The 24759-nt window shown below is 43.2% G+C and carries 23 protein-coding genes; 6 read left to right on the forward strand and 17 right to left on the reverse strand.

Going from position 1 to position 24759, the window contains the following annotated elements; translation table 11 throughout:
• The first annotated feature begins 9 nt into the window (after positions 1-9).
• Both J7E32_RS07840 and J7E32_RS07845 read left to right on the forward strand, forming a co-directional pair.
• Positions 10-657: an acetoin utilization AcuB family protein gene (locus J7E32_RS07840; RefSeq protein ID WP_214906043.1), complete on the forward strand. Its 648-nt coding sequence runs from the start codon at positions 10-12 to the stop codon at positions 655-657.
• Positions 654-1826, forward strand: coding sequence for an acetoin utilization protein AcuC (locus J7E32_RS07845; protein WP_214906046.1), 1173 nt, complete (start codon positions 654-656; stop codon positions 1824-1826). The genes J7E32_RS07840 and J7E32_RS07845 overlap by 4 nt, the downstream gene beginning before the upstream one ends.
• A gap of 125 nt (positions 1827-1951) precedes the next feature.
• Here the strand turns inward: J7E32_RS07845 and ccpA are convergent, their stop codons facing one another.
• Positions 1952-2950, reverse strand: a complete 999-nt coding sequence (gene ccpA / locus J7E32_RS07850) for a catabolite control protein A (RefSeq protein ID WP_214906048.1) — start codon at positions 2948-2950, stop codon at positions 1952-1954.
• Positions 2951-3310: 360 nt separating this feature from the next.
• The gene (locus tag J7E32_RS07855) at positions 3311-4384 is read right to left on the reverse strand and encodes a bifunctional 3-deoxy-7-phosphoheptulonate synthase/chorismate mutase (protein WP_214906050.1); all 1074 of its coding nucleotides are present in this window, start codon (positions 4382-4384) and stop codon (positions 3311-3313) included.
• Between the two features lie 356 nt (positions 4385-4740).
• On the opposite strand from J7E32_RS07855, the gene J7E32_RS07860 reads away from it, so the two are divergent.
• Complete coding sequence (locus tag J7E32_RS07860; protein ID WP_286182880.1) at positions 4741-6894, forward strand: cell division FtsA domain-containing protein; 2154 nt, start codon at positions 4741-4743, stop codon at positions 6892-6894.
• 26 nt (positions 6895-6920) lie between these two features.
• Here J7E32_RS07860 and ytxJ read toward each other — a convergent pair whose 3' ends face one another.
• The 3 genes from ytxJ to J7E32_RS07875 form a co-directional block, all read right to left on the reverse strand.
• The gene (ytxJ, locus tag J7E32_RS07865; RefSeq protein ID WP_214906055.1) at positions 6921-7250 is read right to left on the reverse strand and encodes a bacillithiol system redox-active protein YtxJ; all 330 of its coding nucleotides are present in this window, start codon (positions 7248-7250) and stop codon (positions 6921-6923) included.
• Between the two features lie 85 nt (positions 7251-7335).
• The gene (locus tag J7E32_RS07870) at positions 7336-7815 is read right to left on the reverse strand and encodes a YtxH domain-containing protein (protein WP_214906058.1); all 480 of its coding nucleotides are present in this window, start codon (positions 7813-7815) and stop codon (positions 7336-7338) included.
• A gap of 20 nt (positions 7816-7835) precedes the next feature.
• Entirely contained in the window at positions 7836-8315 is a 480-nt protein-coding gene (locus tag J7E32_RS07875) for a DUF948 domain-containing protein (RefSeq protein ID WP_214906061.1), read from the reverse strand.
• Positions 8316-9113: 798 nt separating this feature from the next.
• On the opposite strand from J7E32_RS07875, the gene J7E32_RS07880 reads away from it, so the two are divergent.
• On the forward strand, positions 9114-10229 hold the full coding sequence (locus J7E32_RS07880) for an aminopeptidase (protein WP_214906064.1): 1116 nt from the start codon (positions 9114-9116) through the stop codon (positions 10227-10229).
• A 209-nt stretch (positions 10230-10438) separates the two neighbouring features.
• On the opposite strand, the gene murC is transcribed toward J7E32_RS07880, so the two are convergent.
• From murC to J7E32_RS07895, 3 genes are all read right to left on the reverse strand, one after another.
• Positions 10439-11740, reverse strand: coding sequence for a UDP-N-acetylmuramate--L-alanine ligase (murC, locus tag J7E32_RS07885; RefSeq protein ID WP_214906066.1), 1302 nt, complete (start codon positions 11738-11740; stop codon positions 10439-10441).
• 282 nt (positions 11741-12022) lie between these two features.
• A complete protein-coding gene (locus J7E32_RS07890) occupies positions 12023-13123 on the reverse strand; it encodes a nicotinate phosphoribosyltransferase (protein ID WP_214906069.1) in 1101 nt (366 codons plus the stop codon).
• A gap of 83 nt (positions 13124-13206) precedes the next feature.
• Positions 13207-16365, reverse strand: a complete 3159-nt coding sequence (locus tag J7E32_RS07895) for a DNA translocase FtsK (RefSeq protein ID WP_214906072.1) — start codon at positions 16363-16365, stop codon at positions 13207-13209.
• Positions 16366-16440: 75 nt separating this feature from the next.
• Here J7E32_RS07895 and J7E32_RS07900 point away from each other — a divergent pair, with 75 nt between their 5' ends.
• Positions 16441-16644, forward strand: a complete 204-nt coding sequence (locus J7E32_RS07900; protein ID WP_214906075.1) for a hypothetical protein — start codon at positions 16441-16443, stop codon at positions 16642-16644.
• Between the two features lie 47 nt (positions 16645-16691).
• On the opposite strand, the gene J7E32_RS07905 is transcribed toward J7E32_RS07900, so the two are convergent.
• The 7 genes from J7E32_RS07905 to J7E32_RS07935 form a co-directional block, all read right to left on the reverse strand.
• Complete coding sequence (locus J7E32_RS07905) at positions 16692-17492, reverse strand: DUF1444 domain-containing protein (RefSeq protein WP_214906078.1); 801 nt, start codon at positions 17490-17492, stop codon at positions 16692-16694.
• Between the two features lie 89 nt (positions 17493-17581).
• On the reverse strand, positions 17582-17896 hold the full coding sequence (locus J7E32_RS07910; RefSeq protein ID WP_214906081.1) for a thioredoxin family protein: 315 nt from the start codon (positions 17894-17896) through the stop codon (positions 17582-17584).
• A gap of 240 nt (positions 17897-18136) precedes the next feature.
• Positions 18137-19495 (reverse strand): IS1182 family transposase, encoded by a 1359-nt coding sequence (locus J7E32_RS07915; RefSeq protein ID WP_214906084.1) that lies wholly within the window; start codon positions 19493-19495, stop codon positions 18137-18139.
• A gap of 49 nt (positions 19496-19544) precedes the next feature.
• Complete coding sequence (locus J7E32_RS07920; protein WP_214906087.1) at positions 19545-19757, reverse strand: hypothetical protein; 213 nt, start codon at positions 19755-19757, stop codon at positions 19545-19547.
• A 41-nt stretch (positions 19758-19798) separates the two neighbouring features.
• The gene (locus tag J7E32_RS07925; protein ID WP_214906090.1) at positions 19799-20302 is read right to left on the reverse strand and encodes a hypothetical protein; all 504 of its coding nucleotides are present in this window, start codon (positions 20300-20302) and stop codon (positions 19799-19801) included.
• Positions 20303-20703: 401 nt separating this feature from the next.
• The gene (locus J7E32_RS07930) at positions 20704-21231 is read right to left on the reverse strand and encodes a DUF84 family protein (protein WP_214906093.1); all 528 of its coding nucleotides are present in this window, start codon (positions 21229-21231) and stop codon (positions 20704-20706) included.
• A gap of 66 nt (positions 21232-21297) precedes the next feature.
• Positions 21298-22371 (reverse strand): M42 family metallopeptidase, encoded by a 1074-nt coding sequence (locus J7E32_RS07935; RefSeq protein ID WP_214906096.1) that lies wholly within the window; start codon positions 22369-22371, stop codon positions 21298-21300.
• Positions 22372-22574: 203 nt separating this feature from the next.
• Here J7E32_RS07935 and J7E32_RS07940 point away from each other — a divergent pair, with 203 nt between their 5' ends.
• Entirely contained in the window at positions 22575-22889 is a 315-nt protein-coding gene (locus tag J7E32_RS07940; protein WP_214906099.1) for a PepSY domain-containing protein, read from the forward strand.
• Between the two features lie 34 nt (positions 22890-22923).
• Here the strand turns inward: J7E32_RS07940 and J7E32_RS07945 are convergent, their stop codons facing one another.
• Together J7E32_RS07945 and trmB are read right to left on the reverse strand one after the other, a co-directional pair.
• Entirely contained in the window at positions 22924-23763 is an 840-nt protein-coding gene (locus J7E32_RS07945; protein ID WP_214906102.1) for a YtnP family quorum-quenching lactonase, read from the reverse strand.
• A 312-nt stretch (positions 23764-24075) separates the two neighbouring features.
• The gene (gene trmB / locus J7E32_RS07950) at positions 24076-24720 is read right to left on the reverse strand and encodes a tRNA (guanosine(46)-N7)-methyltransferase TrmB (protein ID WP_214906105.1); all 645 of its coding nucleotides are present in this window, start codon (positions 24718-24720) and stop codon (positions 24076-24078) included.
• Positions 24721-24759 lie beyond the last annotated feature (39 nt).

Below are 24759 nucleotides of genomic sequence, written 5' to 3' on the forward strand. Positions count from 1 at the left end.
GAAGGAACCATGATCGTCGAGGAAATTATGAAAAAGGAAGTAACGACACTTTTTCCTGAAAATACAATTGCGGATGCAATCGAGCTAATGGCGAATAAAAAGATTCGCCATATCCCAATAGTAAATAAGGACAACAGTGTGATCGGACTGGTGTCCGACAGGGACATCAAGGATGCCGCCCCTTCTGTGTTTCATAGGGATGAGCATAAGGGTGATCTCGAGAATCCAGTCAAATCGATTATGACGACTAATGTGATCACTGGGCACCCTCTAGATTTTGTCGAAGAAATTTCAGCCATTTTTTATGAACATAACATCAGCTGCCTTCCAATCATCAAGGATAAAAAGCTGGTAGGCATAGTCACTGAGACAGATCTTCTGCATACACTCGTTGAGCTTACTGGCGCACATCAGCCCGGCTCGCAAATTGAAGTGAAAGTACCAAACAAAGCAGGAATGCTATGTGAAATCGCTTCTGTCATCAGCATGCGGAAAGCGAATATCCAGAGTGTTCTCGTATACCCTGACCAAAAGGATGAACGTTTTAAAATCCTCGTCGTAAGAATCCAGACGATGAATCCAATCGCTGTAATCGAGGACTTGAAAAAGGCCGGACATCATGTACTCTGGCCAAACCTTCCGAGAGTTTCATCATGAGCGATCGCTCTGTATTCGTCTTTTCTGAAGAGCTGCTGAATTATCGTTTCAGCAGCCATCATCCTTTCAACCAGATGAGGTTGAAACTTACGCTGGATTTGCTGCGTAAAATTGGCGCAATCGATGAGGAACATATTGTTGCGCCTCGGATGGCAACGGATGAGGAACTTCACCTCGTTCATGACCCCAATTTTGTAAACGCTGTTAAGCTTGCTGGCCAGGGAAAGCTTAAGGGTGAATCCGCGGAAGGATATGGATTGGGAACGGAAGATACACCGATTTTTGCAAATATGCATGAAGCGAGCTCTTTGCTTGTCGGAGGCACCCTGACAGCCGTGGATTATGTCATGACCGGCAAAGCCAACCACGCACTTCATCTGGGCGGCGGGCTGCATCACGGCTTCAGGGGAAAAGCGTCAGGCTTCTGTATTTACAATGACAGTTCTGTAGCAATCAAGTACCTTCAGGAAAAATACAATGCCCGCGTACTCTATGTCGATACTGATGCCCACCATGGAGATGGTGTACAATGGTCATTTTACGATGATCCTAATGTATGCACTCTATCGATTCATGAAACAGGACGTTATCTTTTCCCGGGTACAGGAAATGTGAATGAGCGCGGCCAGGGCAAAGGCTATGGGTATTCTTTCAATATCCCCGTCGACGCCTTCACAGAGGACGAATCGTGGTTAGATGCCTATAGGAGTGCCCTGAGGGAAGTTGCCGAGTTCTTTCAACCCGACGTGATTCTTACGCAAAATGGGGCAGATGCCCATTATCTTGATCCATTGACCCATTTATCGTCTACGATGAAAATTTATCGGGAAATACCAAAGCTGGCCCATGAAGTGGCCCATAAATACTGCGACGGCAAATGGATTGCTGTCGGGGGCGGAGGCTATGATATTTGGCGCGTCGTGCCGAGAGCCTGGTCACTGATCTGGCTTGAAATGATTGAAAACTCAAACTGTTATGGCAGCTTGCCGCAGGAGTGGATAGAAGACTGGAAGGATCAAGCACCTGTAGAATTGCCACAGGAGTGGGACGATCCTGAAGACTTATATCCGCCCATCCCGCGCAAACCGGAAATCACCGAAAAGAATGCCCAGACAGTGGAGAAAGCTCTGTATCCAATTCGATCAAATAAGAAATCTGAAACAGTGTAAGTTAGAAACCGGGAGATTCAATGGCCCGGTTTTTTTCGTTAGGCAGGTTTATTTATTCTATATAAAACAAAATAAGCAGATTCCAATGAAAAGCCCCTTGCATCCGCTGCAAGGGGCTTCTCACATTATTTTGTTGAATCTCTGTTCTCAATTCTGTGCGGCAGGACGACGATATTCTCATCTACATTTTCTTTATTCATATACTTCGTCAGTAAGCGCATCGCAACTGCCCCGATATCGTACAAAGGCTGGACAATCGTTGTAAGCTGTGGACGTACCATCAATGTCAATCTTGTATTGTCTGAAGCAATTACCTCGAAATCTTCTGGAACGCTGTAGCCGCGGTCAAATGCACCATGGATTACGCCAAGTGCCATTTCGTCCGATCCGACCAGGATTGCTGTTGGCTTTTTATCAAGCTCAAGGATTCTTTCAATAGCCTCGAGGCCTGAATCATACGTATAATCCCCTTCAACTACAAGCTCTTCGTTGTATTGTATTCCGGCATCTTTTAATGCACGCTTATAGCCCTCAAGCTTTTTATCCTTGTTGATTGGCTCCTGCTGAGGCCCAATCACGAATGCGATCTCTTTATGGCCTTTTTCAATAAAAGTGGATACAGCATCAAAGGTTGCCTGTTCGTAGTCAATATTGACGGATGGGATTTCACCCGTTTCCTCGATTGATCCAGCCAAAACGATTGGTACAGGGGACTTCTTGAATTGTTCTACATGCTCAGCCTTGATATTGCCGCCCATGAAGACAATTCCATCAACTTGTTTGCCAAGCATTGTATTTAACAGATGCAGTTCTTTTTCAATATTTTGGTCTGAGTTGCTCAGGATAATATTGTATTTGTACATCGTGGCAATATCTTCAATTCCTCTTGCCAGCTCAGCAAAGAACGGGCTAGCGATATCGGGGATGATGACTCCGACAGTCGTCGTCTTTTTGCTTGCCAGTCCTCGGGCAACAGCATTCGGGCGGTATCCGAGACGGTCAATGACTTCCATGACTTTCTTCCTTGTAGCTGGCTTTACATTCGGGTTTCCATTGACAACACGTGAAACCGTTGCCATTGAAACGTTTGCTTCCCGTGCCACATCATATATTGTAATATTCATCTATTTCACTCCTTCAGGTAATAAACGGCGCTTTTCAGTTAGTTTACAGCAAAAATTGCCACAATAATCATTTTTTAAGTTTGTGATTATATGTACAAGCTTAATTATGTTATTAATCATACGACATCCTTATCAATCCCGCAATCTGAACAGCTTAATTAATTTATTTTTATCACTAATTCTGTTAAATCACTTCTTTTTACGTTACCCTAAAATATTCAATATGAAAAGCGCAAGCGCCTTGGTCTGCTCCGACAAGCGCTGGAGCTAGACACTAATCTAAGTGGATAAGTTTATCTTTCTTATCCATTAAAACCATAAAAAAAACCTTCCTAAAAAGAAAGGAAGGTTTCAAGAAATTTATACTCTCACAAACGGAGTATTTTTTAATCCTTCTAAAAACTCGTCGAACTGCTTCAGATCCATCTGCTGGGCATTGTCGGATAAAGCTACCGCTGGATCTGGATGAACCTCTGCCATGACTCCATCTGCCCCAATTGCAAGTGCAGCTTTGGCTGCAGGGAGCAAAAGGTCTCTCCTGCCTGTGGAGTGCGTGACGTCAACCATAACTGGAAGATGTGTTTCTTTTTTCAAAATTGGCACTGCAGAAATATCAAGTGTATTCCGTGTAGCCCTTTCGTACGTCCGGATTCCACGTTCACACAGAATGATCTGGCCGTTGCCCTGTGACATAATATATTCAGCCGCGTTGATGAACTCCTCAATTGTGGCGGAAATACCACGTTTTAGTAAAATAGGTTTGTTCACGGCTCCTGCTGCTTTTAGAAGCTCGAAGTTTTGCATGTTACGTGCGCCGATTTGGATCACATCAAGGTAATCGACAGCGACCTCGATATCGGCAGGTGTGACAATTTCACTAATGACAGCGAGATCATATTCATCTGCTACTCTTTTTAAAATCTTAAGTCCTTCTATACCCAGACCCTGGAAGTCATAAGGTGAAGTCCGCGGCTTGAAAGCTCCGCCGCGCAGCAGCTTGAACCCTTTCGCTTTAACGGCTTCAGCCACAGTCGCCACTTGTTCATATGATTCAACTGAACATGGTCCGAAAACAAAGTCCGGGGTACCATCGCCGATTTTCAAGCCCTTAATATCAATGATTGTATCCTCAGGCTTCTTCTTCCTGGAAACGAGAAGAGCTTTACGGTGGTCATCTGATTGAAGCTCAAGGCCCGCCTTGAAAACTTCCTTGAAAATATGTTCTATTGTTGAATTCTCAAAAGGACCGTCATTTTTTTCCTTGATTAAATCAAGCATTTCTCTCTCGCGCACAGGGTCATAACGGTAGACACCCTGAGTTTCTTTTGCACGGCCAATTTCCTGGACGAGCAGGGCTCTCTCATTAATTAATGATAAAAGCTCTAAATTCAATTCATCCACACGATTTCTAAGCTGGTCAAGATTTTTACTCATTTTCTGTCCCGTCCTTTCGGAATTCATTTTAGTCCTAACCCTAAGACTTTTCAAACAAGAGAAACCTGTTACTTTCACTGCACTCTGGAAATTCGATTAAATTTGTAGCACCTGAATTTCTGGTGAAGCAATTTTTCTGCGGCTCCGATCCTAAAGCATTGTCACTCCAAAGCCGATAATAGAATAGAAGCCAGATGTAATAAAATGCAGCAAATGTGCTATGAATCAAGCTGTATAATATGATAAAGGTAATTATATCTGAAAAAATATTGATTGTCACGTAAAAATTCTTTAATAATTAAACGCTTTTAAGTGATAAAGCATCGTATGAGATCTTAAGTTAGAGGGTGCATGAATTGCATGTGAATAATAAACTGTTTGCGTTAGATATAGGAACCAGATCTGTGGTGGGAATCATCCTGGAAGAATCAGATGGACATTATGAAGCCGTCGACATCATTGTCCGTGAACACAAGGAAAGATCGATGCTGGATGGCCAAATCCATGATGTTTTGTCTGTATCAGAAATCATCACTGAAATTAAAGAGGCAATGGAAGTTTCACATGGTCCCTTAACAAAGGTCTGTGTAGCTGCAGCTGGCCGGGCCCTGAAAACTGAACAATCAAAAGCTCTAGTCGATATTTCCGGCAAGCCGATGTTTTCAAAGCAGGATATCCTCCACCTTGAATTAAGTGCAGTCCAGCTGGCACAAGCTGCTGTTGCTGGTGAAAAACACAATGATCATCACTATTATTGTGTCGGGTACTCAGTACTCTATTACCAGCTTGATGGAGAAGAAATAGGAAATCTTATTGACCAGCGGGGAAACGAAGCATCTGTAGAAATCATCGCGACCTTCCTGCCAAAAGTTGTCGTTGAATCACTGTTATCTGCCTTAGACCGGGCTGGTCTTGAAATGGACGCTCTTACTCTTGAACCAATTGCTGCCATCAATGTGTTGATTCCTGCTTCTATGAGGAGACTGAATGTTGCTCTTGTTGATATAGGCGCAGGTACATCCGATATCGCGCTCACTGACTCAGGAACGGTAATCGCCTATGGAATGGTCCCAGTAGCGGGGGATGAAATCACTGAAGCGGTTAGTGAAGAGTTTTTGCTGGACTTCCCTCTTGCTGAAAAAGCAAAGCGGGACCTACTTGAAAATGAATCTATTTCAATCACAGACATACTTGGCTTTGAAACAGAGATCAGCAGGGATGAAGCTGTTGAACGTATCGCTCCTGCGGTCAGCCGTTTGGCAGATACAATCGGAGAGGAAATCCTGAGGCTCAATGGGAATAAATCCCCTAAAGCAGTGATGCTTGTTGGGGGCGGAAGCCTTACTCCTGACCTGCCCAGGAGGCTTGCTGCCAAGTTGAACCTGCCTGAAAACAGGGTCGCCATCCGCGGACTTGATGCCATCAATTCCGTTTCATTTGCAGATCATATAACGAAAGGCCCTGAACTGGTGACGCCAATCGGAATTGCCATTGCAGCGAAGCAATCTCCTGTCCAATATCATACCGTTCATGTGAACGGCCAGCCGGTGAGGCTGTTTGAGGTCAACAAACTGACGGTGGGAGATTGTCTGCTGGCTGCCGGGATTAAAATGAATAAGCTATACGGCAGGCCGGGGCTCGCCATGATTGTCAGCCTGAATGGCAAAAATGTGACCATACCCGGTAAGCATGGACAGCAACCCGTATTATTGAAAAATGGTTTAGCTTGCTCATTTGATGATCAGGTAGATGGAGGAGATAAATTAACTGTCCAAAAAGGCGAGGATGGGGTCAGGCCAGAGATGACACTTGGTGAGTTGATCGGTGAACTTCCTTCCAGGACCGTCATAATCAACAGTAAAAGATATGAAGTAAGCGCAGGTTTAACCTGCAATAGCCTTCCAGCTTCGATGTCCCAACCAGTCGAAGACAGAGACGAGATCATTTTTGAAATGGCCGACACTGTCGAAGACGTTCTGAAGGAACTTAAACTCGCAGAACTCCTTAATGATACTCGCCCATTTTTTATAAAGGTTGACGGTATAGAACACAAAATCACAGCGCTTACGGGAAGTATTTTTGTAAACGGCTTAGCATCAAAGTTGCAAAACAAAATAGACCATCTTGATGACATCCGTTTTGAAAAGGGAACGGAACCTACACTTAGAAGATTGGCAGAAATACTGGGGATTCCTGTTACTGAATCATTGCCGATTTTTTTCAACGGGCAGCAAATTCAACTGGAACAGGAATTGATTGAATTCACGCGAGGGGGCATTAAGCTTGGGTTGGACGAACGCATATATGACGGCGACCATCTATCCACAAAGCAAAAGGATGTCCAGCTGTTTATCTTTCAGGACTTATTCAACTTTGCACAGATTGATATCCCTAAAGACAGCCGCGGGTTCACCCTATTGAGGAACGGAGAAAAAGCAGCGTTTGATGACCGTCTTGCACCTGGTGACGAGTTAAATATAATATTCGAAAGCCCAATAAGTTTAAAGTAAAAAAAACATCCTGTGCGGATGTTTTTTTACTTTGCATTTTCTTCTTTAGCTGCCGCCAATGATTTTGCGGTGATTTTAAAATGAGAAGCATGCCATGCAACATCTGAATTCACGAATAAAATTGCCTGAGGCGATTCATGTTTAACATGGAATTTCTCAGCAATATGGTTGGATAGATCACGTGAATCCTGGACTGTTAGATAATATAGATTATCATTGCCATCGTTTTCGAACTTCGCGAATTCATCATATCCAGCAGCGCTGATTGGGCAGGTCGTGCTGTGCTTCAGCATGAAGAATGTTTCACCGGAATCGACAAGTGCGTTAAACTGTTCGATTGAATCAATCTTTTTCATCCTACTCTCTCCTTTTATTCAAGCCTTTTTTATAAAAAAATAAACGGTGAAGCTATCTTACCACTTCACCGTTTCATTGACAAACTTACTGATTTAGCTTGTTTTCAGTATCATCGAAAGCCTTTTGTGTTTCTTCAAGCTTCTTTTGGATTTCTTCTCCAGTAGCAGTGTGTGTGTGTTCCATTGTGCTTGTCTCTGCCATGGATGTTGGTACTTCTTGAAGTTCAGCTTCGTCAACTTCCGTGTTCTGTGAAGTATTACCGTTTTTGTTCTTCATGTCCTTCACTTTGTTGGCAATTGTAGAAGACTGCTGTGAAACAGTTTCTTTCAAGCCGTTTGCCTTTTCCTTCGCTACCGATGCAAGGTCAGCACTCTTGTTCTTTAGTGTAGAAGTTTGCTCATTAAGCGATCCTCTTAACTCTTTGCCTGACTTAGGAGCAAGCAATAATGCTGCCAGTGCTCCGGCAAGCCCGCCAACAATTGCTCCAGTGACAAAATCCCTGGAATTATTGTTGTCCTCTTTCATCTGTCCGTTTACATCATATTGGCTTTGTTCTCTGTTCATAATTTTATCTCCACCTTTCATTAATACCGAACACGTTCACGCTGCCTCGTTACCATCTCTTCGCCTTCTAGCTGATGGTCAATCTTGGCTGTTTTTTTTGATTGCCACTTATCCTTCAACTCAAGGAATACGTTGCTCCACTGAACAACCTGGGAAATCTTGTCCTTATTTTTGTCAATCTGAAGATCCACCATTGTTTGGACATTATGAATAGATTGATTGAATCTCTGAACCGAATTTCCTACATCCTTCACAGCATTCACGACACCGTTCAAGCTTTCAGATTTTCTCGAAATATCGTCGGCCAAATTATTTGTTTTGTGCAGAAGCTCCGTCGTTTCACGAGTCACTCCATCCAACTGCTTTTCCAGGCCATCAAGTGTGCCTGATACACTGTCTAAAGTTGTTTGTAAGGATTTTAGAGTTTTGGATAACGACACGACCAAAACCAAGAATGCAATTGCTATGACAGCAACACTTAAATACAAAATAATTTCCATTGTTGAACACCTCCGTTAGCATATGTACATTTTACCCCGCAGTTAGCGACGTAAACCACCTTGTCTAATATGTATTTCAATATAATCATACCCTTTTCCTTCCTGAATAAGAATATCTTTCTACAAATTCCATCATTCATAGTTTTTATAGGAGATTGTTTAGTAAATCTGATGAGAAGAACGGCAGCCTTCAGTTACTTGGCACAACCAATGCAAGCTAAGTCTCCTTTCATGCCTTAGAGTATTTGTAATTTTAATTGTAATTCTGCCAAATAACTACTCCATTGGTAGAAACGGATTGACTTTGCTTACATAAGGGTTGCTTTCGGCTTGTACGGGACCCTTATAGAAGCGGATTGCCTTACATATGGGTCTCTTTCAACTGGAACGGGACCCTTATAGAGGCGGATTTGCTTACATAAGGGACTCTTTCGACTGGAACGGGACCCTTATAGAGACGGATTTGAACGCATAAGGGGCTCTTTCGACTGGAACGGGACCCTTATAGAGGCGGATTTAACCGCATAAGGGTCCCTTTCGCCTTGAACGGGACCCTTATAGAGGCGGATTTGACCGCATAAGGGCCTCTTTCCAATAGCGATACACTTAAAAGCTCCATTGGTGACCTGTTTTTCTATTTACTTCTATTTCCGTTCCTCAACCGGCGATCGATTATATCTTCTTGCAGCTAAACTAAATTGATTATTCTCAATCTCCTGAAAGGAAATGAGTACAAACATTACCCTTTCGGTTACAATATGATTATGTGCTTTATTTTAATACATAGGAGTGATATCGGTGAAAGACCCACGTATTCAAAAACTGGCAAAAAACCTTATCAATTACTCGGTCAAGCTTCAAAAGGGTGAAAAGGTCCTGATTGAAAATTTCGGTCTCCAGCGTGAGCTTGTTACGGCTTTAGTGAAAGAAGCATACGAAGCAGGCGGATATCCATTCGTATCATTGAAGGACCACCAGGTGGACCGTTCATTACTTATGGGAGCCCAGCAGGAGCAATTTGACATGATTGCTGAATTTGAAGCAAATGTGATGAGTAAAATGGATGCTTACATTGGCCTTCGTTCTGGAGATAATATCAATGAACACGCTGATGTTCCGGCAGATAAAATGAAAATCCATGGCAATACAATCGGCAAGAAGGTACATAGGGACATTCGTGTTCCAAAAACAAAATGGGTTGTCCTGCGTTACCCTAACTCAGCAATGGCACAGCTTGCGAAGATGAGTACGGAAGCGTTCGAAGATTTCTACTTCGACGTCTGCAACCTTGATTATGGAAAAATGGATAAAGCAATGGACAGCCTGGCAGATCTGATGAACCGCACAGATAAGGTAAGGATTACCGGACCAGGAACTGACCTGAGCTTCTCAATCAAAGATATCCCGGCTGTAAAATGTGCCGGTGAGCTGAATATCCCTGATGGTGAAGTTTACACAGCACCTGTTCGTGATTCAGTCAATGGCGTGATCACCTACAATACACCATCTCCTTACCAGGGGTTCACTTTCGAAAATGTGAAGCTTACTTTCAAGGATGGCAAAATCGTTGAAGCGTCTGCGAACGATTCAGAGCGCATCAACAAGATTTTTGATACAGATGAAGGCGCTCGTTTTATCGGAGAATTCGCAATCGGCGTGAATCCATATATCTTGCATCCAATGCAGGACATCCTGTTTGATGAAAAAATTGATGGAAGCTTCCACTTCACTCCTGGACAATGCTATGAGGATGCATTCAATGGCAACCATTCCAATATCCACTGGGATATGGTCAACATCCAGCGACCTGAATACGGAGGCGGAGAGATCTATTTCGATGACGTACTGATTCGCAAAGATGGACGCTTTGTTATTCCAGAACTTGAAGGCTTGAACCCTGAGAACCTTAAATAAGTGAGAGTCGAAGAACATACAAAAGGATGCGGACCAATTGGCCGCATCCTTTTGTATGTCAAAAAATATGGATTTTCCACTTCGAGAATTGTCCAGCTGCGGCTCCTAACTCCTCGGGACGCTTCGGTCCTGCCAATGAAGTCAAAGAACGACTTCACTGCCAGGCCCTCCAGCGCTTGTCGGAGTTGGACAGTCGCCTCCGCTTTTCTTTACACTTGTAACTGATTTTCATATGCTTGCTGGAACTTCTGAATATCGCCGGCGCCCATGAATAGGATAACGCCATTGCCGTGTTCTTTCAGACGTGTTGTATCATCTTCAGTGATGATTTCAGCGTCTTCAATTTTGTCTTTTAGATCGGTAATCGATAATTTCCCATGAATCTCACGGGCTGAACCAAAGATTTCGCACAGATAAACCTTGTCTGCCTTATTCAAGCTTTCTGCAAACTCATTCAGGAAAGCTTGAGTTCTCGTAAAGGTATGCGGCTGGAAAACTGCGACGATTTCACGATCAGGATACTTCTGCTTAGCAGCTTCAATTGTTACTTTGATTTCTGTAGGATGGTGAGCGTAGTCGTCAATGATCACCTGATCTGCAACCTTCTTCTCAGAAAATCTCCTTTTCACGCCTTCGAACGTTTCAAGCTGAGCCTGGATCACTTTTGATTCAATGTTTTCGTAATGGCACAAAGCAATGACAGCGAGCGAGTTCAGGACATTATGGTCTCCATAAGCCGGAATCGAGAAGGTGTCATAGAAGTTATTCCTTACAAAAACATCAAATGTAGTGCCTTCAGTTGACTTGACGATATTGCGAGCCTGGAAGTCGTTTTCTTCGCCAAAACCATAAAATACAACTGGCACCTTAGCCTGGATTTTCTGCAGCTGCTCATCATCACCGCATGCAAAGATACCCTTTTTAACCTGCCATGACATCTCCTGGAAAGCGGAGAAAACGTCTTCGATATTGGCAAAGTAATCCGGGTGGTCAAAGTCGATATTCGTCATGATTGCGTAATCAGGGAAATACGAAAGGAAATGGCGGCGGTACTCACATGCTTCGAATACAAAGTATTGAGCATCTTTGTCGCCTTTCCCTGTTCCATCGCCAATCAGGAATGATGTAGGCTTGGCGCCCCTCATCACATGCGCAAGCAATCCAGTAGTCGATGTCTTTCCATGAGCCCCAGTAACCGCAACACTTGTAAAGTTTTGCATGAAATCACCAAGGAATCGGTGATATCTGATAATTGGAAGGCCAAGCTTCATTGCTTCCTGAATTTCTTCATGGGTATCGGGATAGGCATTGCCTGCAATAACCGTCATCCCAGGCTGTATATTTTCCTTATCAAACGGAAGGATCTTTATTCCAGATTTCTCAAGGGCTACCTGGGTAAAAAAGTGCTTATCATAATCGGAGCCCTGTACCTGATAATCCATATCATGGAGAACTTGAGCTAACGCACTCATTCCAGACCCCTTTATACCTACAAAATGGTAAATAGTCATATAAAGAACCTCCAACAACGTCTGTATGTAACACAGTATATGACAGATATCCTGAATTGCTCATTTCGCCTGTTTACTGTATCAAACAGAGCAAATTCAATAAAAATTTATATCTGTCTCTCATGTATTGAATCATTATAACATCATTACGGTAAATAACACAGTTACATTAATGCTGTCCCATTGTGGAGCTATTTTTAAAAAATTGCACCAAAAGCAAATTGTAAAACCGCAATGATGAATAAAAGTATATATTCCCTTTATTAGTTGCTTTCAAACTTGTTAAAATTCTACTTTTTCAAGACGAGGATTCGGCCTGTACTTTCTGCCTGACTTCGCCTGATGTTTTCCGTTCAACATGACATTGTCGCCAGTAAAACCTACTTTTAATTTTAAAAGGCTACCGCCTACACCATACATGTCGACTGGTACATTATGCTTTTCAAACTCCAATATCCTTTTTTCACTAAAGCCGCCGCTCACGACAATTTTCACATGATGATAGCCTTCATCGTCAAGTGCTTTTCTTAGTGCAAAGATTAATTCTGCATTCACTCCGCGAGGATCGAATGTCCCAAGCAAGTGCTGATTGCGCAGGAAATACTGGTCGATCAGTGTACGAGAGGTATCAACCCTGACGCCCTTCAGCTTTGCCCCAAATTCCCTTGCGACTTTCAATGAGTCAGTAATCGCATCATTATTATAATCAACAAGAGCGATCAAATCATCATTAGGGAAGGTTTCCTGATAAGCCCGGGTTGCTGCGACGATATCGCCATTGAACATTTGGATCAATGCATGCGGCATCGTTCCCATCCCATGCTTGCCCCACCATTCATTCATCGCATGTGTGGCCTGGGCAGTTGCGCCTCCAATATAGGCTGCATAACCATCCCCAGCCTGTGTCGTATAATGGTCGTCACGGTCTCCCATGAAAATGACCGGCTTTTGATGGCCTGAATAACTTGCTGCCTTTACGACATTATAAACATTCGTTGAGACAGACGTTCTTCTAGCCAGGATGCCATCAATGATTCCCTCAAGGTAACCAAAACTCTGGTATGGCCCTGTTATGGTCAGGACGGTTTCAAACGGTGAGATTTTATCTCCATCCTTAAGTGAATGAATCTCCAGCTCCTCAGGACGGTCAGCAAATGTTTTTACCAGGGCGATCACTTCATCAGTGCCGCACAAAACAGCTTCGTCCTTCTGGAAAAACTGCATCGTGATGATATTGTCTTCATGGTATTTCTTTACAAGCTCACGAGTTTTTAGAAAATACACAGCTGAAAACCAGCCATCACGAATCCTTTCATCAAACTTAAATGTATGATTGGTCAGACGGCTGATTTTCCCCTGCATTTTCAATTCGATTTCTTTCATCCAAAAAGCTCCTTCAATAACAACCCAGCATCTATAGTTATTTATCCTTATTATAAGTACATGCTAATAAAGAATACCATTTATTAATTGAATGTACTAGTTTCCTGGAGGGCCTCAAGATCCGAAGCAGTAATCAGGACATCCCTCGGCTTGCTGCCCTTGCCCTCAGAAATGAATCCTTGCTGCTCCATCATCTCGATCAGTCTCGCCGCACGGTTATAGCCGATCTTAAAGCGGCGCTGGACGCTTGAAGTTGAAGCGCCGCCCTGGTCGATGACAAATTCACATGCTTCATAGAAAAGCTCATCTTCTTCTTCCGTGACCTGAGCCTTCTTGAGCAGTTCTTCTTGTTCAAACAAGTATTGTGGAGCACGCTGCTCCCTGACAAAGGCGACAATGTCATCAATCTCATTGTCGGTAACGAAGTTTCCCTGCAGACGGAATGGTTTTGATGATCCATTTTCCAGAAACAGCATATCCCCGCGGCCAAGAAGCTTTTCTGCCCCGCTGATATCAATGATTGTCCTTGAATCCACTTGTGAGGAAACAGAGAAGGCAATCCTTGTAGGAACATTCGCTTTAATCAGGCCTGTAATGACATCGACGGATGGACGCTGTGTCGCGATGATCAAATGGATTCCGCAAGCCCGTGCCTTTTGGGCAATCCGGCAAATAGCCTCTTCCACATCGCCTGGAGCCATCATCATCAAATCTGCCAGCTCATCGATGACAATGACGATATACGGAAGCTTATCAGAAAACCTGCGATATTTCTCGGCAAGTTCATTGAACCTGCCGATATCACGGACACCTGTATGCGCGAACAATTCGTAACGGCGTTCCATTTCCTCAACTGCCCACTTGAGCGAGGCTGTCGCTGCTTTTACATCAGTGATGACCGGGCTTACCAGATGAGGAATTCGGTTATAAGGTGCCAACTCAACCATTTTCGGGTCAATCAGCAGCAGCTTCACCTCATCTGGATGTGCTTTATAAAGCAAGCTGACAAGCATCGTATTGATGCAAACACTCTTTCCAGATCCAGTGGCACCGGCAATCAATCCGTGAGGCATCTTTTTCAGGTCAGTCACAATCGGATTTCCGGCGATATCAAGTCCAAGCGCTACCGATAAAGGAGACTCAAGCTCCATAAAACCTGCAGACTGTAAAATTTCACTTAACAATACCGGCCTGCTTGAATGGTTCGGCACTTCAATCCCGATTGTGTGCTTTCCTGGTATTGGAGCTTCAATTCGGATATCTTTAGCAGCTAAGCTCAGCTTTATATCATCTGAAAGATTAGTAATTTTATTGACTTTAACACCTGGTTCCGGCTGTACCTCAAAACGGGTAACCGATGGCCCCTGTGTCACATTGACCACTTTGGCGCCTACATTAAAATTCCTCAACGTCTCATTGAGCATATGCTCCTGCTCTGAAAGCCATTCAGGATCAGGCGCTTTAAAAACAGGCGGGCTCAAAAGGTCCAGAGGCGGGAAGTCGTATACCGCAGCTGGGTGGACTTCTGGCTGTATAGCCACTTCTACATCATTCGATTGGGTTTCTTCCCGTTCAGACTGACGGTTCATTTGTGCAGAAGAGGAATTCGCCACAGACGGTTCGGCTTGCGTTTGCTCTTCGCTTTTTGATGGAACCGTCACTGGGACAACTTCAACTGATAAATTTTTCTGCTGATTTTCGGCCGTATCCGGAATTGCTGCAGCTGTTAATATATCCACCTGTGTTTGAGTCTTTTCAGGTTCCTGTGGGGAGACTGCCAGCTCATCTTGTTGCATTTGCTGGAAATCTGAACTGCTGCCTGATGATAAAACTTCTTCTCTATGTTTTTCCATCTCTCCAGCAACAGTTGTTGGGGATTCTTCTACATCAGCCCGGTTTTCGCTATCTGCACCCCTGGATGCGCTTGTCTTTCTTCCTTCAGTCATAAAAGAAGGATATTTAGACGTGTTCCGCTCTTCCCACTTCCTCTTATCCTGCTTAAGCATGAGAACATTGAATGGAAGCTGCCTTTTTGGTTCTGCCGGCTTAACCTCTATTTTCGGTTCAGGGTCAGGACTGTGTTCAGTCTCTGACTTCTCATTAAGGTCTTCCGTTTCCGAGATTTGTTCCCCCGCAATATCAACAGGCTGATCGTTTACCTCATCCGTGGTTTGTTCCACTTCAATATCAACAGGCTGATCGTTTAGCTCATCCGTACTCTGCTGATAGCTTATTACTTCGGCCTCTTCCAGGCTATTTTGAATTTCGAGTACTTCGACCTCTTCTGGTTTATCTTGCATACCGGATGCTGCTATTTCTTCTAGGTCATGCTGATAACCGGCCAATTCTGTCTTTTCGGCACCCTGCTCAAGCTCAACTTCAGTTATCGTATCAATTTGAGAATCTACACTACTATACTCTGGTCCAGGCTCGCTATTAAGAATGATATCGAGCGCCTCTGTTTCCAACTCTGATTGTTCTACTTTTTCATCTGTTTCAGTGACCCCAAGATCCTGAGTTTCAGCAAGATCATCATCTATGTATATATCTTGCGTCGCTGCTTCTTCATGACTTTCTATTGAAACCGGAGCTTCCTTTAAATCCATAGATTGCGACTTTATCTGTTCAACTGCACTGCTCTGATTCTTTTCGAAACCCGCCAGTTCATATTCAACATCCTCCAGGTCCGTTTGGGTCTTACTTTTTCTAGGAGGTCTATTAAATGCATAAATCGGGGACGGAATTTCGGTTGGTTTAAAAGGCTGCCGGAATTTCGGTCCGATGTCTTTCCGATTTTCATACTGGAATTTCGGTGCAGATTCCACAGGTTTTTTAGGCTTGTATGGTTCAATTGGTTCTTTCGCAGTATCACGTTTGACTTTGCTCCTGGCATCCACGGCTGGCTCCCGGCGTTGATTGTGGAAGGACTCACTCTCAGATTGCCGCTCATTCTTAATTCTCAGTGAACCTTGCTCTTTAATGAACGGTTTGATTTCAACATCCTTGCTGACCCTCTCAGGACGCCCTTTTCTCGGCTTGGATTTTTCAGGCGCTGCCTCCTCATCCGGAATCAAAGGAAAACGAAACTGACCTTTTGGATATTGGTATAATACCTTTGCTTCTATATCCCTTTTTTCATTCTGCTCTTTTTTTAATGGCTTCGAAACAGGTTGCTCTTGTTCAATATCATTAAATTCATCATCATTTTGGAACACGCTAAAAATCTTTTTAATCCAACTCAATATAAATCACTCTTTCTTTCGCATTTCATTATTATTTTAACAGTAAATCAATATTTTTCGAGATAAAATGAAAGAATGAGCATTTTTTACGAGAAGAAATCTTCCTTAACAATCAACTTTAGGCTCAGTTATTTACAAAACATTACATCATATGTATATAAAGGAAAGTGTAAGCGCCTTGGTCAGCCTCGACAAGCGCTGGAGGGCCGACCGGTGAAGTCGTTCTTTGACTTCATTGGGCGGACCGAAGCGACTCGAGGGGCTAGGCGCTGGAACTAGACAAAGGAAAAAAGCCCGTTAATTCCGGGCTTTCTCTTCTTTCGTAACTATTCCTTTTTTGTTTTACCTAAAATAAAGATTGGCTCCAATTCTCCTTCTTCATACAGGAAGCTTAGGGCAGTAATTGGCACTCTTCCACTCGCAAAAAAGCTCATCGTCATCTGGGCCAATATATCATAACCTGTGTTATTTTCCACATCTGCGATGATCAAAACATCTTGATGGGGAACGGCCACAGTCATGGTTCCCTTCATCTTTTTCTTCATTTCATTCAAGAAACTTGTATTCAAAATCCTGCTGGCATCATAGCCGTCATTCGAATTGAGGAAATAAAATGTGTTATCTGCTACACGGTCCTCTTTTAATTTTACGGAGAGTGAACGGACATTGAACAAAGCCGTCTCACGGACCTGGCCTGCTGACCATCCTTCTTTTTTCAAAAGCTTCGAATCAATAAGCCTGTATGTAGTGCCTAAATCCAAAGCGTAATATATCCTTGTTTCCGCGGTATGATCATCATAAAGGAAAGGAACCCCTTCCTCGGCTTCTGATGGAAATGACGTCGACCGGATGACAGGAAAAATATTTTTTTCCTTTCCTGACAGCTCGACCTGGCTTTCCATCGCATTCAGACCTTCAGTTACATAATAGACGACCTCATCAATCGCTTTTTCCTTATGATCCTGCCACTTGGCGACAATCCCAGGAATAGCAATGGTGATGCCGCGGCCCGTATTTTTGTTTTCAATTCTCAACTGATCCTTTTCCCGGTCATAGGAAAAAGTCCGATCAGGATGTTGAAGACGATCCTCCAGCTCTTTCCGCATTTTTCTGCTATCCATTTTCATTTTCTTATCCCTCCATTTCTACAGGAGTTTCTGCAACTCATTTTACATGAAATTTCCCTCCACCTCAAAAGATGGAGGGAAATGATTAATTAGGCCAGACCTTCAATGAAGTTTTCGATTTCAGATTGTGTCTTTCTATTCTTGCTGACAAAACGGCCAAGCTCTTTGCCGTTTTCAAATGCAACAAAGCTAGGAATGCCATATACATCCAGCTGGATGCAGAGATCGATGAAATCATCACGATCCACAGAAACGAATGCGTATTCGCTGTATTTACTTTCAATTTCAGGCAATACCGGTTCGATTACACGGCAGTCTGGACACCAGCCAGCAGTAAATAAAAATATATGTTTTCCATCGTTTTTCAACGCTTCGAACTGTTCCATTGATTCCAAGTTTTTCATAAGAAAACCTCCCGGGAAAATCTCATTGTACTTTACTTATTTTACCCATGCATTGAAAAAAAAGAAACTAATCTGATTAAAGCTTTTTTGATAACGTGAAGAAGCGAGATAAAAAAAAACGCCATCATTAGAATGGCGTCACAGTTTGTAGACAAAAGGGGTTCGGAATGCTCTCATTCCGAACCCCTTTTTGAATTTTATCGTATTTCACAAATGAAATAGACTCACTTTACTATACTTTTAGGCCATTTCTGGACTTCTCCATGTCCAGTTGGCCATCTTCTTCAAGTTCAAGGCAGCGAAAGTAAGCATCGCCTGCATCGACAATTTTTTAAGTCCCCTCAGGGTTGTCCAACGCATGCCATGCTTTTCTTTTGCATCTGCGAATACACGCTCAATGGTTTCCTTGCGCTTCGCATAGATTTGTTTTACTTCTGGTTTGTGCCTTAAGTGATCTGCCTCTTCCACATACTCCTGCCAGATATGGCGGGTTACCACCTTTTGGTGGTCTTTGCTTTCTGTGCATTGCGCTAAAAACGGGCAGGTTGCACAGATCTGTTTGGGGGATTTATATTCACGATATCCCTCTTTCGATGTGGTCGAGTACTTTAGGACCTCACCGGCAGGACACAAATAACAGTCGTAGAATTCGTCATATACATATTCGTATTTACGGAAGAATCCGTCCTTCGTTCGTGGTCGGGTATAAGGCAAAGCTGGAGTCATTTCATTTTCTAACAGAAACTTCGTTATAGCTGGAGTTTTATAGGCTGCATCGGCCGCAACGGCATTAGGCTTTCCGACTTTCTCTATCACTTGTTCTACCAGTGGCTCAAGGATCAGGCTGTCATGCGTATTCCCAGGTGTCACAATGGTTCCTAAGACAAATCCGTTTCGGTCTGATGCCGCATGGAAAGAGTAGGCAAACTGCTTTGTTCGCTCGTCCTTAACGTAGTATCCACTCTCAGGATCAGTCGTGCTTTCCTTGATTTCCTTCGTTTCTTCCTTCTCGAACTTATCGGGAGGAAAAGGTTTCTTCCCGTGGTCTTCTCGATCCTGATTGATCTCTTCCTGGAGTTTCTCTTGATACGCGCGTGTTTCCTTTCGCACCACTTTCTTCTCGAATTTACGCTTATTCGCACTTGCTTTTACATGGGTTGAATCAATAAAGACATGTTCTGCACTAATAAGTTTCTGATCAGCTGCGGTCTTAAGAATTCGATAGAAGATCTGTTCAAACAAATCAGTGTCTTTAAAACGGCGTTCGTAATTCTTCCCGAAGGTGGAGAAGTGGGGCACTTTATCATGGAATCCATAACCCAAAAACCAGCGGTAGGCCATGTTCGTTTCTACTTCGGCAATGGTCTGGCGCATGGAACGGATACCGAATGTATATTGAATGAATGAGAGTTTAATCAGAATAACAGGGTCAATGCTTGGGCGTCCTACTTCCGAATACACATCTTTCACCAAGTCATAAATGAAAGAAAAATCAAGGGCAGCTTCCATCTTACGGACTAAATGTTCCTGAGGAACCAGCTGGTCTAAAGCAACCATTTCTAATTGATCACGTTGGATTGGATTATTTTTCGAAAGCATCTTTATCACCTCAAGCGTTATATATATCTATTTTAAAATAGACTTATCGTTAGTTCCACGTTAAGTTTGAATGTCCTGTTGATTGGAGTGGAAGGCGCGTAGACTCCTGCGGGATCAGCTGGACAGGTGAGACCCCGCAGACGCCAACGGCGGTGAGGAGGCTCACCGCCAGCCCCGCGGAAAGCGAAGCGCCTGGAACGGAAATCAACAGCCCCCATTCCAGCACCAACAAAAAAAGACTGTAGACAAGCTCGATTTCCATCGAGTTTGTCTACAGTCTGAAACGCCATCATTAGAATGGCGTCACTTAATATTGACAGAGTTGGCAATTTGCATCATCGCTTCTGCGTCTTCTCTCACATTCTCAGTTTCTGTAGTCAGCTTGACGCCGCCAATCCCAACAATCAGTTGAAACTGGTTTTCTTTCAGCTCTTTTACAAGCATATAGCCAAATTTGCCATCTTTACTGAACGTTTCGTTAGCGTCCCATTCCTTCTGTTGCTTCACAGTGGAGTCATAGACGACTTTACTATCTTCTTTTTCATGCTGATTATAAAAAAGAATATAAGTTTTTGAGCCATCTTTTAGCAATACATTATTAGGTGTTTCTTTTTCCACCTTGACATCGGACGGCAAGTAATAATCTATATCTTTAGTACTATTATTTGTTTTTTCTGGTTGGCTTTCAAAAGTAGACGCAACTTCCTTTTTGATCTCAGCCTTCTGTTCGGAAAAAGAGGCAGAACAAGCGCTTAGCAGAAATAACCCCACTATAATAAGCCCAAATGCCCTTCTGAACTTTATCATACTTTTTTCCCCCTTGGTAAGGACTTAACCACTTCTTTTCTATCATACCTTTCTTGTTTGGCGGGTGACAAGGCTTGCCGGGCATTTTTTGTTGGAATTTATGTTATTTTTCAGAAATTTGTCGAGAAATTTCTTTTATGGGACTATTTTATAAAATCCACTAGAGATTCATTTTCCAATTTCATCCTAGTTGGTGACCTTTTTTCTATGATTCGGATTTTCAGGACACTAATACGCTTCATTGATGACCTATTTTTCCATTATCCGAATTTTTAGGGCACCAATACACCTCATTGGTGACCTGTTTTTCCATTATCCGAATTTTTAGGGCACCAACATGATCTAGGCCTTTTTCTGAGAGTCTGAATGCATTTAAAGGAGTCATGCAAAAAAACAGCCCATCAGACTGTCTCTTTACCTTGTCCTGTTTGATATTCATATTGTCCAACTAGCAATTTCATGACATGTGTGAACATTTCGCTTCTGTTGATTTGTCCATTCGTGAAAATTCCGACTGCGCCTTCGTTTTTGCGGACGTTTTGCTTTTTTGCGTATTCATCCATTACTGGTCCAAGTTCGGCACCCATTAGTAACTGTTGGGCAATTTCGTCAGGGAGCGGGATCCTTGCGCCACCGGAAATGATTGGATCCATTCCTTTGGCAGCCAGAGCTCCCCAATTGCAAAGCATCAGCCCATATGGTGTCTGCTGAACGCCACCTTCGAGTCCGATGCCAATTTCCGCTTCACCCATTTCAGCCGCCTGTATGGCCCTGATGACTGCCCCTTTGATAGTTTCCAAATCAGACATCGGCTGTTCGCTTACACCTGATTCAGCATCGACAGAAATGATCTCGCACTGATACTCTTTAAAAGCTTCTTTTACTGCATTAATTTTAGCCGGATTTTTTGAGCCAACTGCAACTTGCATTATGTATGCCACCTTTCAATCCATGAAAAAGGAGCAGTTTTACCTGCCCCCTCATATCTCTTTTCATTAGCTATTATTCTTGATTGTTTCCACAGTCGTTCTATCTGCTGCTTTTACAAGCTTGACTAGTAGTTCCTTGGCTGCCGCATAATCATCAACATGGATCATGGATGCTGCAGTATGGATATAGCGTGAGCAGATACCGATTACTGCACTTGGAACTCCCTGATTGGATGTATGAACTCTTCCTGCATCCGTTCCGCCCTGGGAAACGAAGTACTGATAAGGGATATCATGCGTTTCAGCCATATCAAGAATGAACTCTCTCATGCCGCGGTGCGTAACCATTGAGCGGTCAAGGATTCTCAACAGCGTTCCCTTGCCGAGCTGTCCGAATTCGTTCTTGTCACCTGACATATCATTAGCCGGACTTGCATCCAGTGCGAAGAAGATGTCCGGGTCGATCATATTCGCTGCAGTCTGCGCGCCTCTTAAACCTACCTCTTCCTGGACTGTAGCACCTGAGTACAGCATGTTTGGCAGCTGGATGTCCTTCGTTTCTTTTAAAAGCTCGATTGCCAGGCCGCAGCCGTAGCGGTTATCCCAAGCTTTTGCAAGGATCTTCTTCTCATTTGCCATCGGAGTGAATGGACAGATCGGTACGATTTGCTGTCCTGGTTTGATGCCGATCTTGATGGCATCTTCTTTATCATCTGCACCGATATCAATCAGCATATTCTTGATTTCCATCGGCTTATTGCGTTTTGACTCATCCAGTAGATGAGGAGGAATCGAACCGATGACACCTGTTACCGGTCCATTGTTCGTGATGATCTGGACGCGCTGTGCCAAAAGCACCTGGCTCCACCAGCCGCCTAGTGTTTGGAATCTGATCATGCCGTTTTTCGTAATGGATGTAACCATGAAGCCAACTTCATCCATGTGGCCGGCAACCATGATTTTTGGGCCGTTCGGGTCACCTTTTTTAACGCCGAACACACTGCCTAATCTATCCTGGATCAGTTCATCTGAATACTGTTCTAATTGCTCGCGCATGAATTTTCGTACTGCGTGCTCGTTTCCCGGTGCTCCAGGCAATTCTGTCAACGTTTTAAACAGGCTCAATGTTTGCTCGTTCATTTATTTTCTCCTTCTCACCAAAAATTTAGATTCACTAAAGATTATGTATTTATAGATACCATTTTACAGAACATTCATTATCCTTGCCAGTCTTAATCCTGTCATACACATTTTTTGCGGTATTAATTCTTTGCTACACCTGAGTGATTTGTTATGATGAAGGTAACTTGAAATTCCATATTTAACCTTGGAGGTCCTTGACTATGAACTGGAAAGCCTTTTTCATTGGCGTTGGCGCAGGCCTGGCAGGTGCGTATGCTGTAAAGGAACTTGCTTCACAAAAAGAAACCGTGTCAGCTGATAAAGTACTGAATCATGCGAAGGCGGCCTTTAAAAAATCAGGGCCAATCAGTGGCTCATGGATCAATATGACTCCCGAGCCTTATTCAATAGCTCCCCTTGATTACCAGGTATATAAAGGCGGCATCTCCCGCAATAACGACGGCAAGGTGGAACAATTTGAATTCATCGCCGACGCTTCCACTGGAGCGATACTCGATGCTTATCCGTTAGATTAATATTAATTGGAATCTAGACCTGCTTCGCGCAGGTCTATTTTTTCCGCTCAATTGTTTGCGTTATTTTACCATCCTGATCAAATTTTACTGCGCGATAGACTGCATCATGGTAAAAAGTGAACCATGCGTCCTTGCTGATTCCAAATTCAAGCCATTTCTGCTTGGCGAAAATCGAATCCATTGGGTAATCATCGTACGCCAGCACCCAAAGAGGATTCTGGTGAGCATGTGTAGGCATGATATCAGCCATATGGACAATTGTTAGGTCTTCATCTTCAATAATCAGGATTGAATGTCCATCACTATGGCCACCTGTGTGGAGCATTTTGATTGGGCCAAATGACCATTCCTTCTCAAATGTCTCAACCTGCTGTTCAATCCCCTGCCAGTTTTCTTTCCAATATGTACTTTTGGACCTGATATTCGGATTGCGCATCTCATCCCACTCTACCTGGGAAGTGATAATTTTCGCGTTCGGGAAAACCGATACAAGTTCCCTTTCTGAATCCTTCGTCAACCCGCACGCATGGTCAAAATGCATGTGTGTCATCAATACGTAATCAATATCTTCAGTCGATAAACCAAGTCGATTCAGATCTGAATCCAGGTTTGATTCCTCCAGCACGCCAAAATTGCGTTTCTGCTTCTCGTTAAGTTTTCCGTTACCCAAGCCGCTTTCTACAAGGAAATTTTTGCCGGAGGCCTGGATCAAAATGGGATCTGTCCGCAGCTCAATCTGGTTTTTGTCATTCACAGCATATTTGCGTGACCATAACGGTTTCGGGACAACCCCAAACATCGCTCCGCCATCAAGATGAGTGACTCCACCGTTCAGCCATTCCAGTTTAACATTCCTAAGCTCAAGCTTTTCCATCTTGCATCCCCCTTTTTTACTTGATTGTAACACTAGGATTTTTAATTTTTAAATAATTCATCTTGTTATTGCTAAAAAAACAGTAATTAGTGGTGCGGTTTTTCAAAAAAATTTATTGGCGAAGTTCACAATTTTATTGGCGAAAATCTTATTTTATTGGCGATATCACAGGTTTATTGGTGGAAATTTGATTTTATTGGCGGTTTTCACAATTTTATTGGCGAACTGGGAAATTCCCTCGCTTTTTTTCCAATTAAGGTGGTATTTTTTCCATACAAAAAGCCGATCGATAAACTCGACCGGCCACACTGCTTATTTAGATTGAAACTGTACCTCACAACGATAAATGCGGCTGCCGCGTGAAGAGAATTTCTCTTCGTATTCAGTCATGACATTGCCTTCGAATTCACTTTTGTGAAGATCGAGGCTGACATAGTTAAGCTTCATGCCATAATGCGAGAAGCTGACAAGAGAGTACTCGAACAATCCCTGGTTGTCTGTTTTGAAGTGGATCTCTCCATTTTTGACAAGTATTGCTTCGTAGACTTCAAGGAAGGACTTGAATGTCAATCTTCTTTTTTCATGGCGTGTCTTTGGCCATGGATCAGAGAAATTCAAGTAAACGCGGCTGACATCTCCGCTTTCAAAGTACTTGGCAAGCTCTGCACCATTTACGTTCATTAGTTTACAGTTTGGCAAGTCTACCTCAATCAGCTTGTCCAGCGCGCTGACGATGACGCTTTCCTGCAATTCAATACCAATATAGTTAATGTTCGGGTTGGCTTTTGCCATTCCAGTGATAAACTGGCCTTTTCCAGTCCCGATCTCGATGTGGAGGGGCTGATCCTTCTCAAAAACCTGACCCCATTTTCCACGGTGTTGTTCTGGTTCATGAATCACAAAATTCGAATACTCACGTAATTTATCTTTAGCCCAAGGCTTATTTCTTAGTCTCATCCTGACACCTCTGTACTATTTTCATTCGTTTCAAACAAT

This window comes from Bacillus sp. ISL-55, assembly GCF_018613155.1.
Taxonomy (GTDB): Bacteria; Bacillota; Bacilli; order Bacillales; family Cytobacillaceae; genus Mesobacillus.

Bases quoted from the DNA above. Each gene is read 5' to 3' on its own strand.
- J7E32_RS07840 (WP_214906043.1), top strand. From the start codon at position 10: ATGATCGTCGAGGAAATTATGAAAAAGGAAGTAACGACACTTTTTCCT.
- J7E32_RS07845 (WP_214906046.1), top strand. From the start codon at position 654: ATGAGCGATCGCTCTGTATTCGTCTTTTCTGAAGAGCTGCTGAATTAT.
- ccpA (WP_214906048.1), bottom strand. From the start codon at position 2,950: ATGAATATTACAATATATGATGTGGCACGGGAAGCAAACGTTTCAATG.
- J7E32_RS07855 (WP_214906050.1), bottom strand. From the start codon at position 4,384: ATGAGTAAAAATCTTGACCAGCTTAGAAATCGTGTGGATGAATTGAAT.
- ytxJ (WP_214906055.1), bottom strand. From the start codon at position 7,250: ATGAAAAAGATTGATTCAATCGAACAGTTTAACGCACTTGTCGATTCC.
- J7E32_RS07870 (WP_214906058.1), bottom strand. From the start codon at position 7,815: ATGAACAGAGAACAAAGCCAATATGATGTAAACGGACAGATGAAAGAG.
- J7E32_RS07875 (WP_214906061.1), bottom strand. From the start codon at position 8,315: ATGGAAATTATTTTGTATTTAAGTGTTGCTGTCATAGCAATTGCATTC.
- murC (WP_214906066.1), bottom strand. From the start codon at position 11,740: ATGACTATTTACCATTTTGTAGGTATAAAGGGGTCTGGAATGAGTGCG.
- J7E32_RS07890 (WP_214906069.1), bottom strand. From the start codon at position 13,123: ATGAAAGAAATCGAATTGAAAATGCAGGGGAAAATCAGCCGTCTGACC.
- J7E32_RS07900 (WP_214906075.1), top strand. From the start codon at position 16,441: ATGAGCATTTTTTACGAGAAGAAATCTTCCTTAACAATCAACTTTAGG.
- J7E32_RS07905 (WP_214906078.1), bottom strand. From the start codon at position 17,492: ATGAAAATGGATAGCAGAAAAATGCGGAAAGAGCTGGAGGATCGTCTT.
- J7E32_RS07910 (WP_214906081.1), bottom strand. From the start codon at position 17,896: ATGAAAAACTTGGAATCAATGGAACAGTTCGAAGCGTTGAAAAACGAT.
- J7E32_RS07915 (WP_214906084.1), bottom strand. From the start codon at position 19,495: ATGCTTTCGAAAAATAATCCAATCCAACGTGATCAATTAGAAATGGTT.
- J7E32_RS07920 (WP_214906087.1), bottom strand. From the start codon at position 19,757: ATGGAAATCGAGCTTGTCTACAGTCTTTTTTTGTTGGTGCTGGAATGG.
- J7E32_RS07925 (WP_214906090.1), bottom strand. From the start codon at position 20,302: ATGATAAAGTTCAGAAGGGCATTTGGGCTTATTATAGTGGGGTTATTT.
- J7E32_RS07930 (WP_214906093.1), bottom strand. From the start codon at position 21,231: ATGCAAGTTGCAGTTGGCTCAAAAAATCCGGCTAAAATTAATGCAGTA.
- J7E32_RS07935 (WP_214906096.1), bottom strand. From the start codon at position 22,371: ATGAACGAGCAAACATTGAGCCTGTTTAAAACGTTGACAGAATTGCCT.
- J7E32_RS07940 (WP_214906099.1), top strand. From the start codon at position 22,575: ATGAACTGGAAAGCCTTTTTCATTGGCGTTGGCGCAGGCCTGGCAGGT.
- J7E32_RS07945 (WP_214906102.1), bottom strand. From the start codon at position 23,763: ATGGAAAAGCTTGAGCTTAGGAATGTTAAACTGGAATGGCTGAACGGT.
- trmB (WP_214906105.1), bottom strand. From the start codon at position 24,720: ATGAGACTAAGAAATAAGCCTTGGGCTAAAGATAAATTACGTGAGTAT.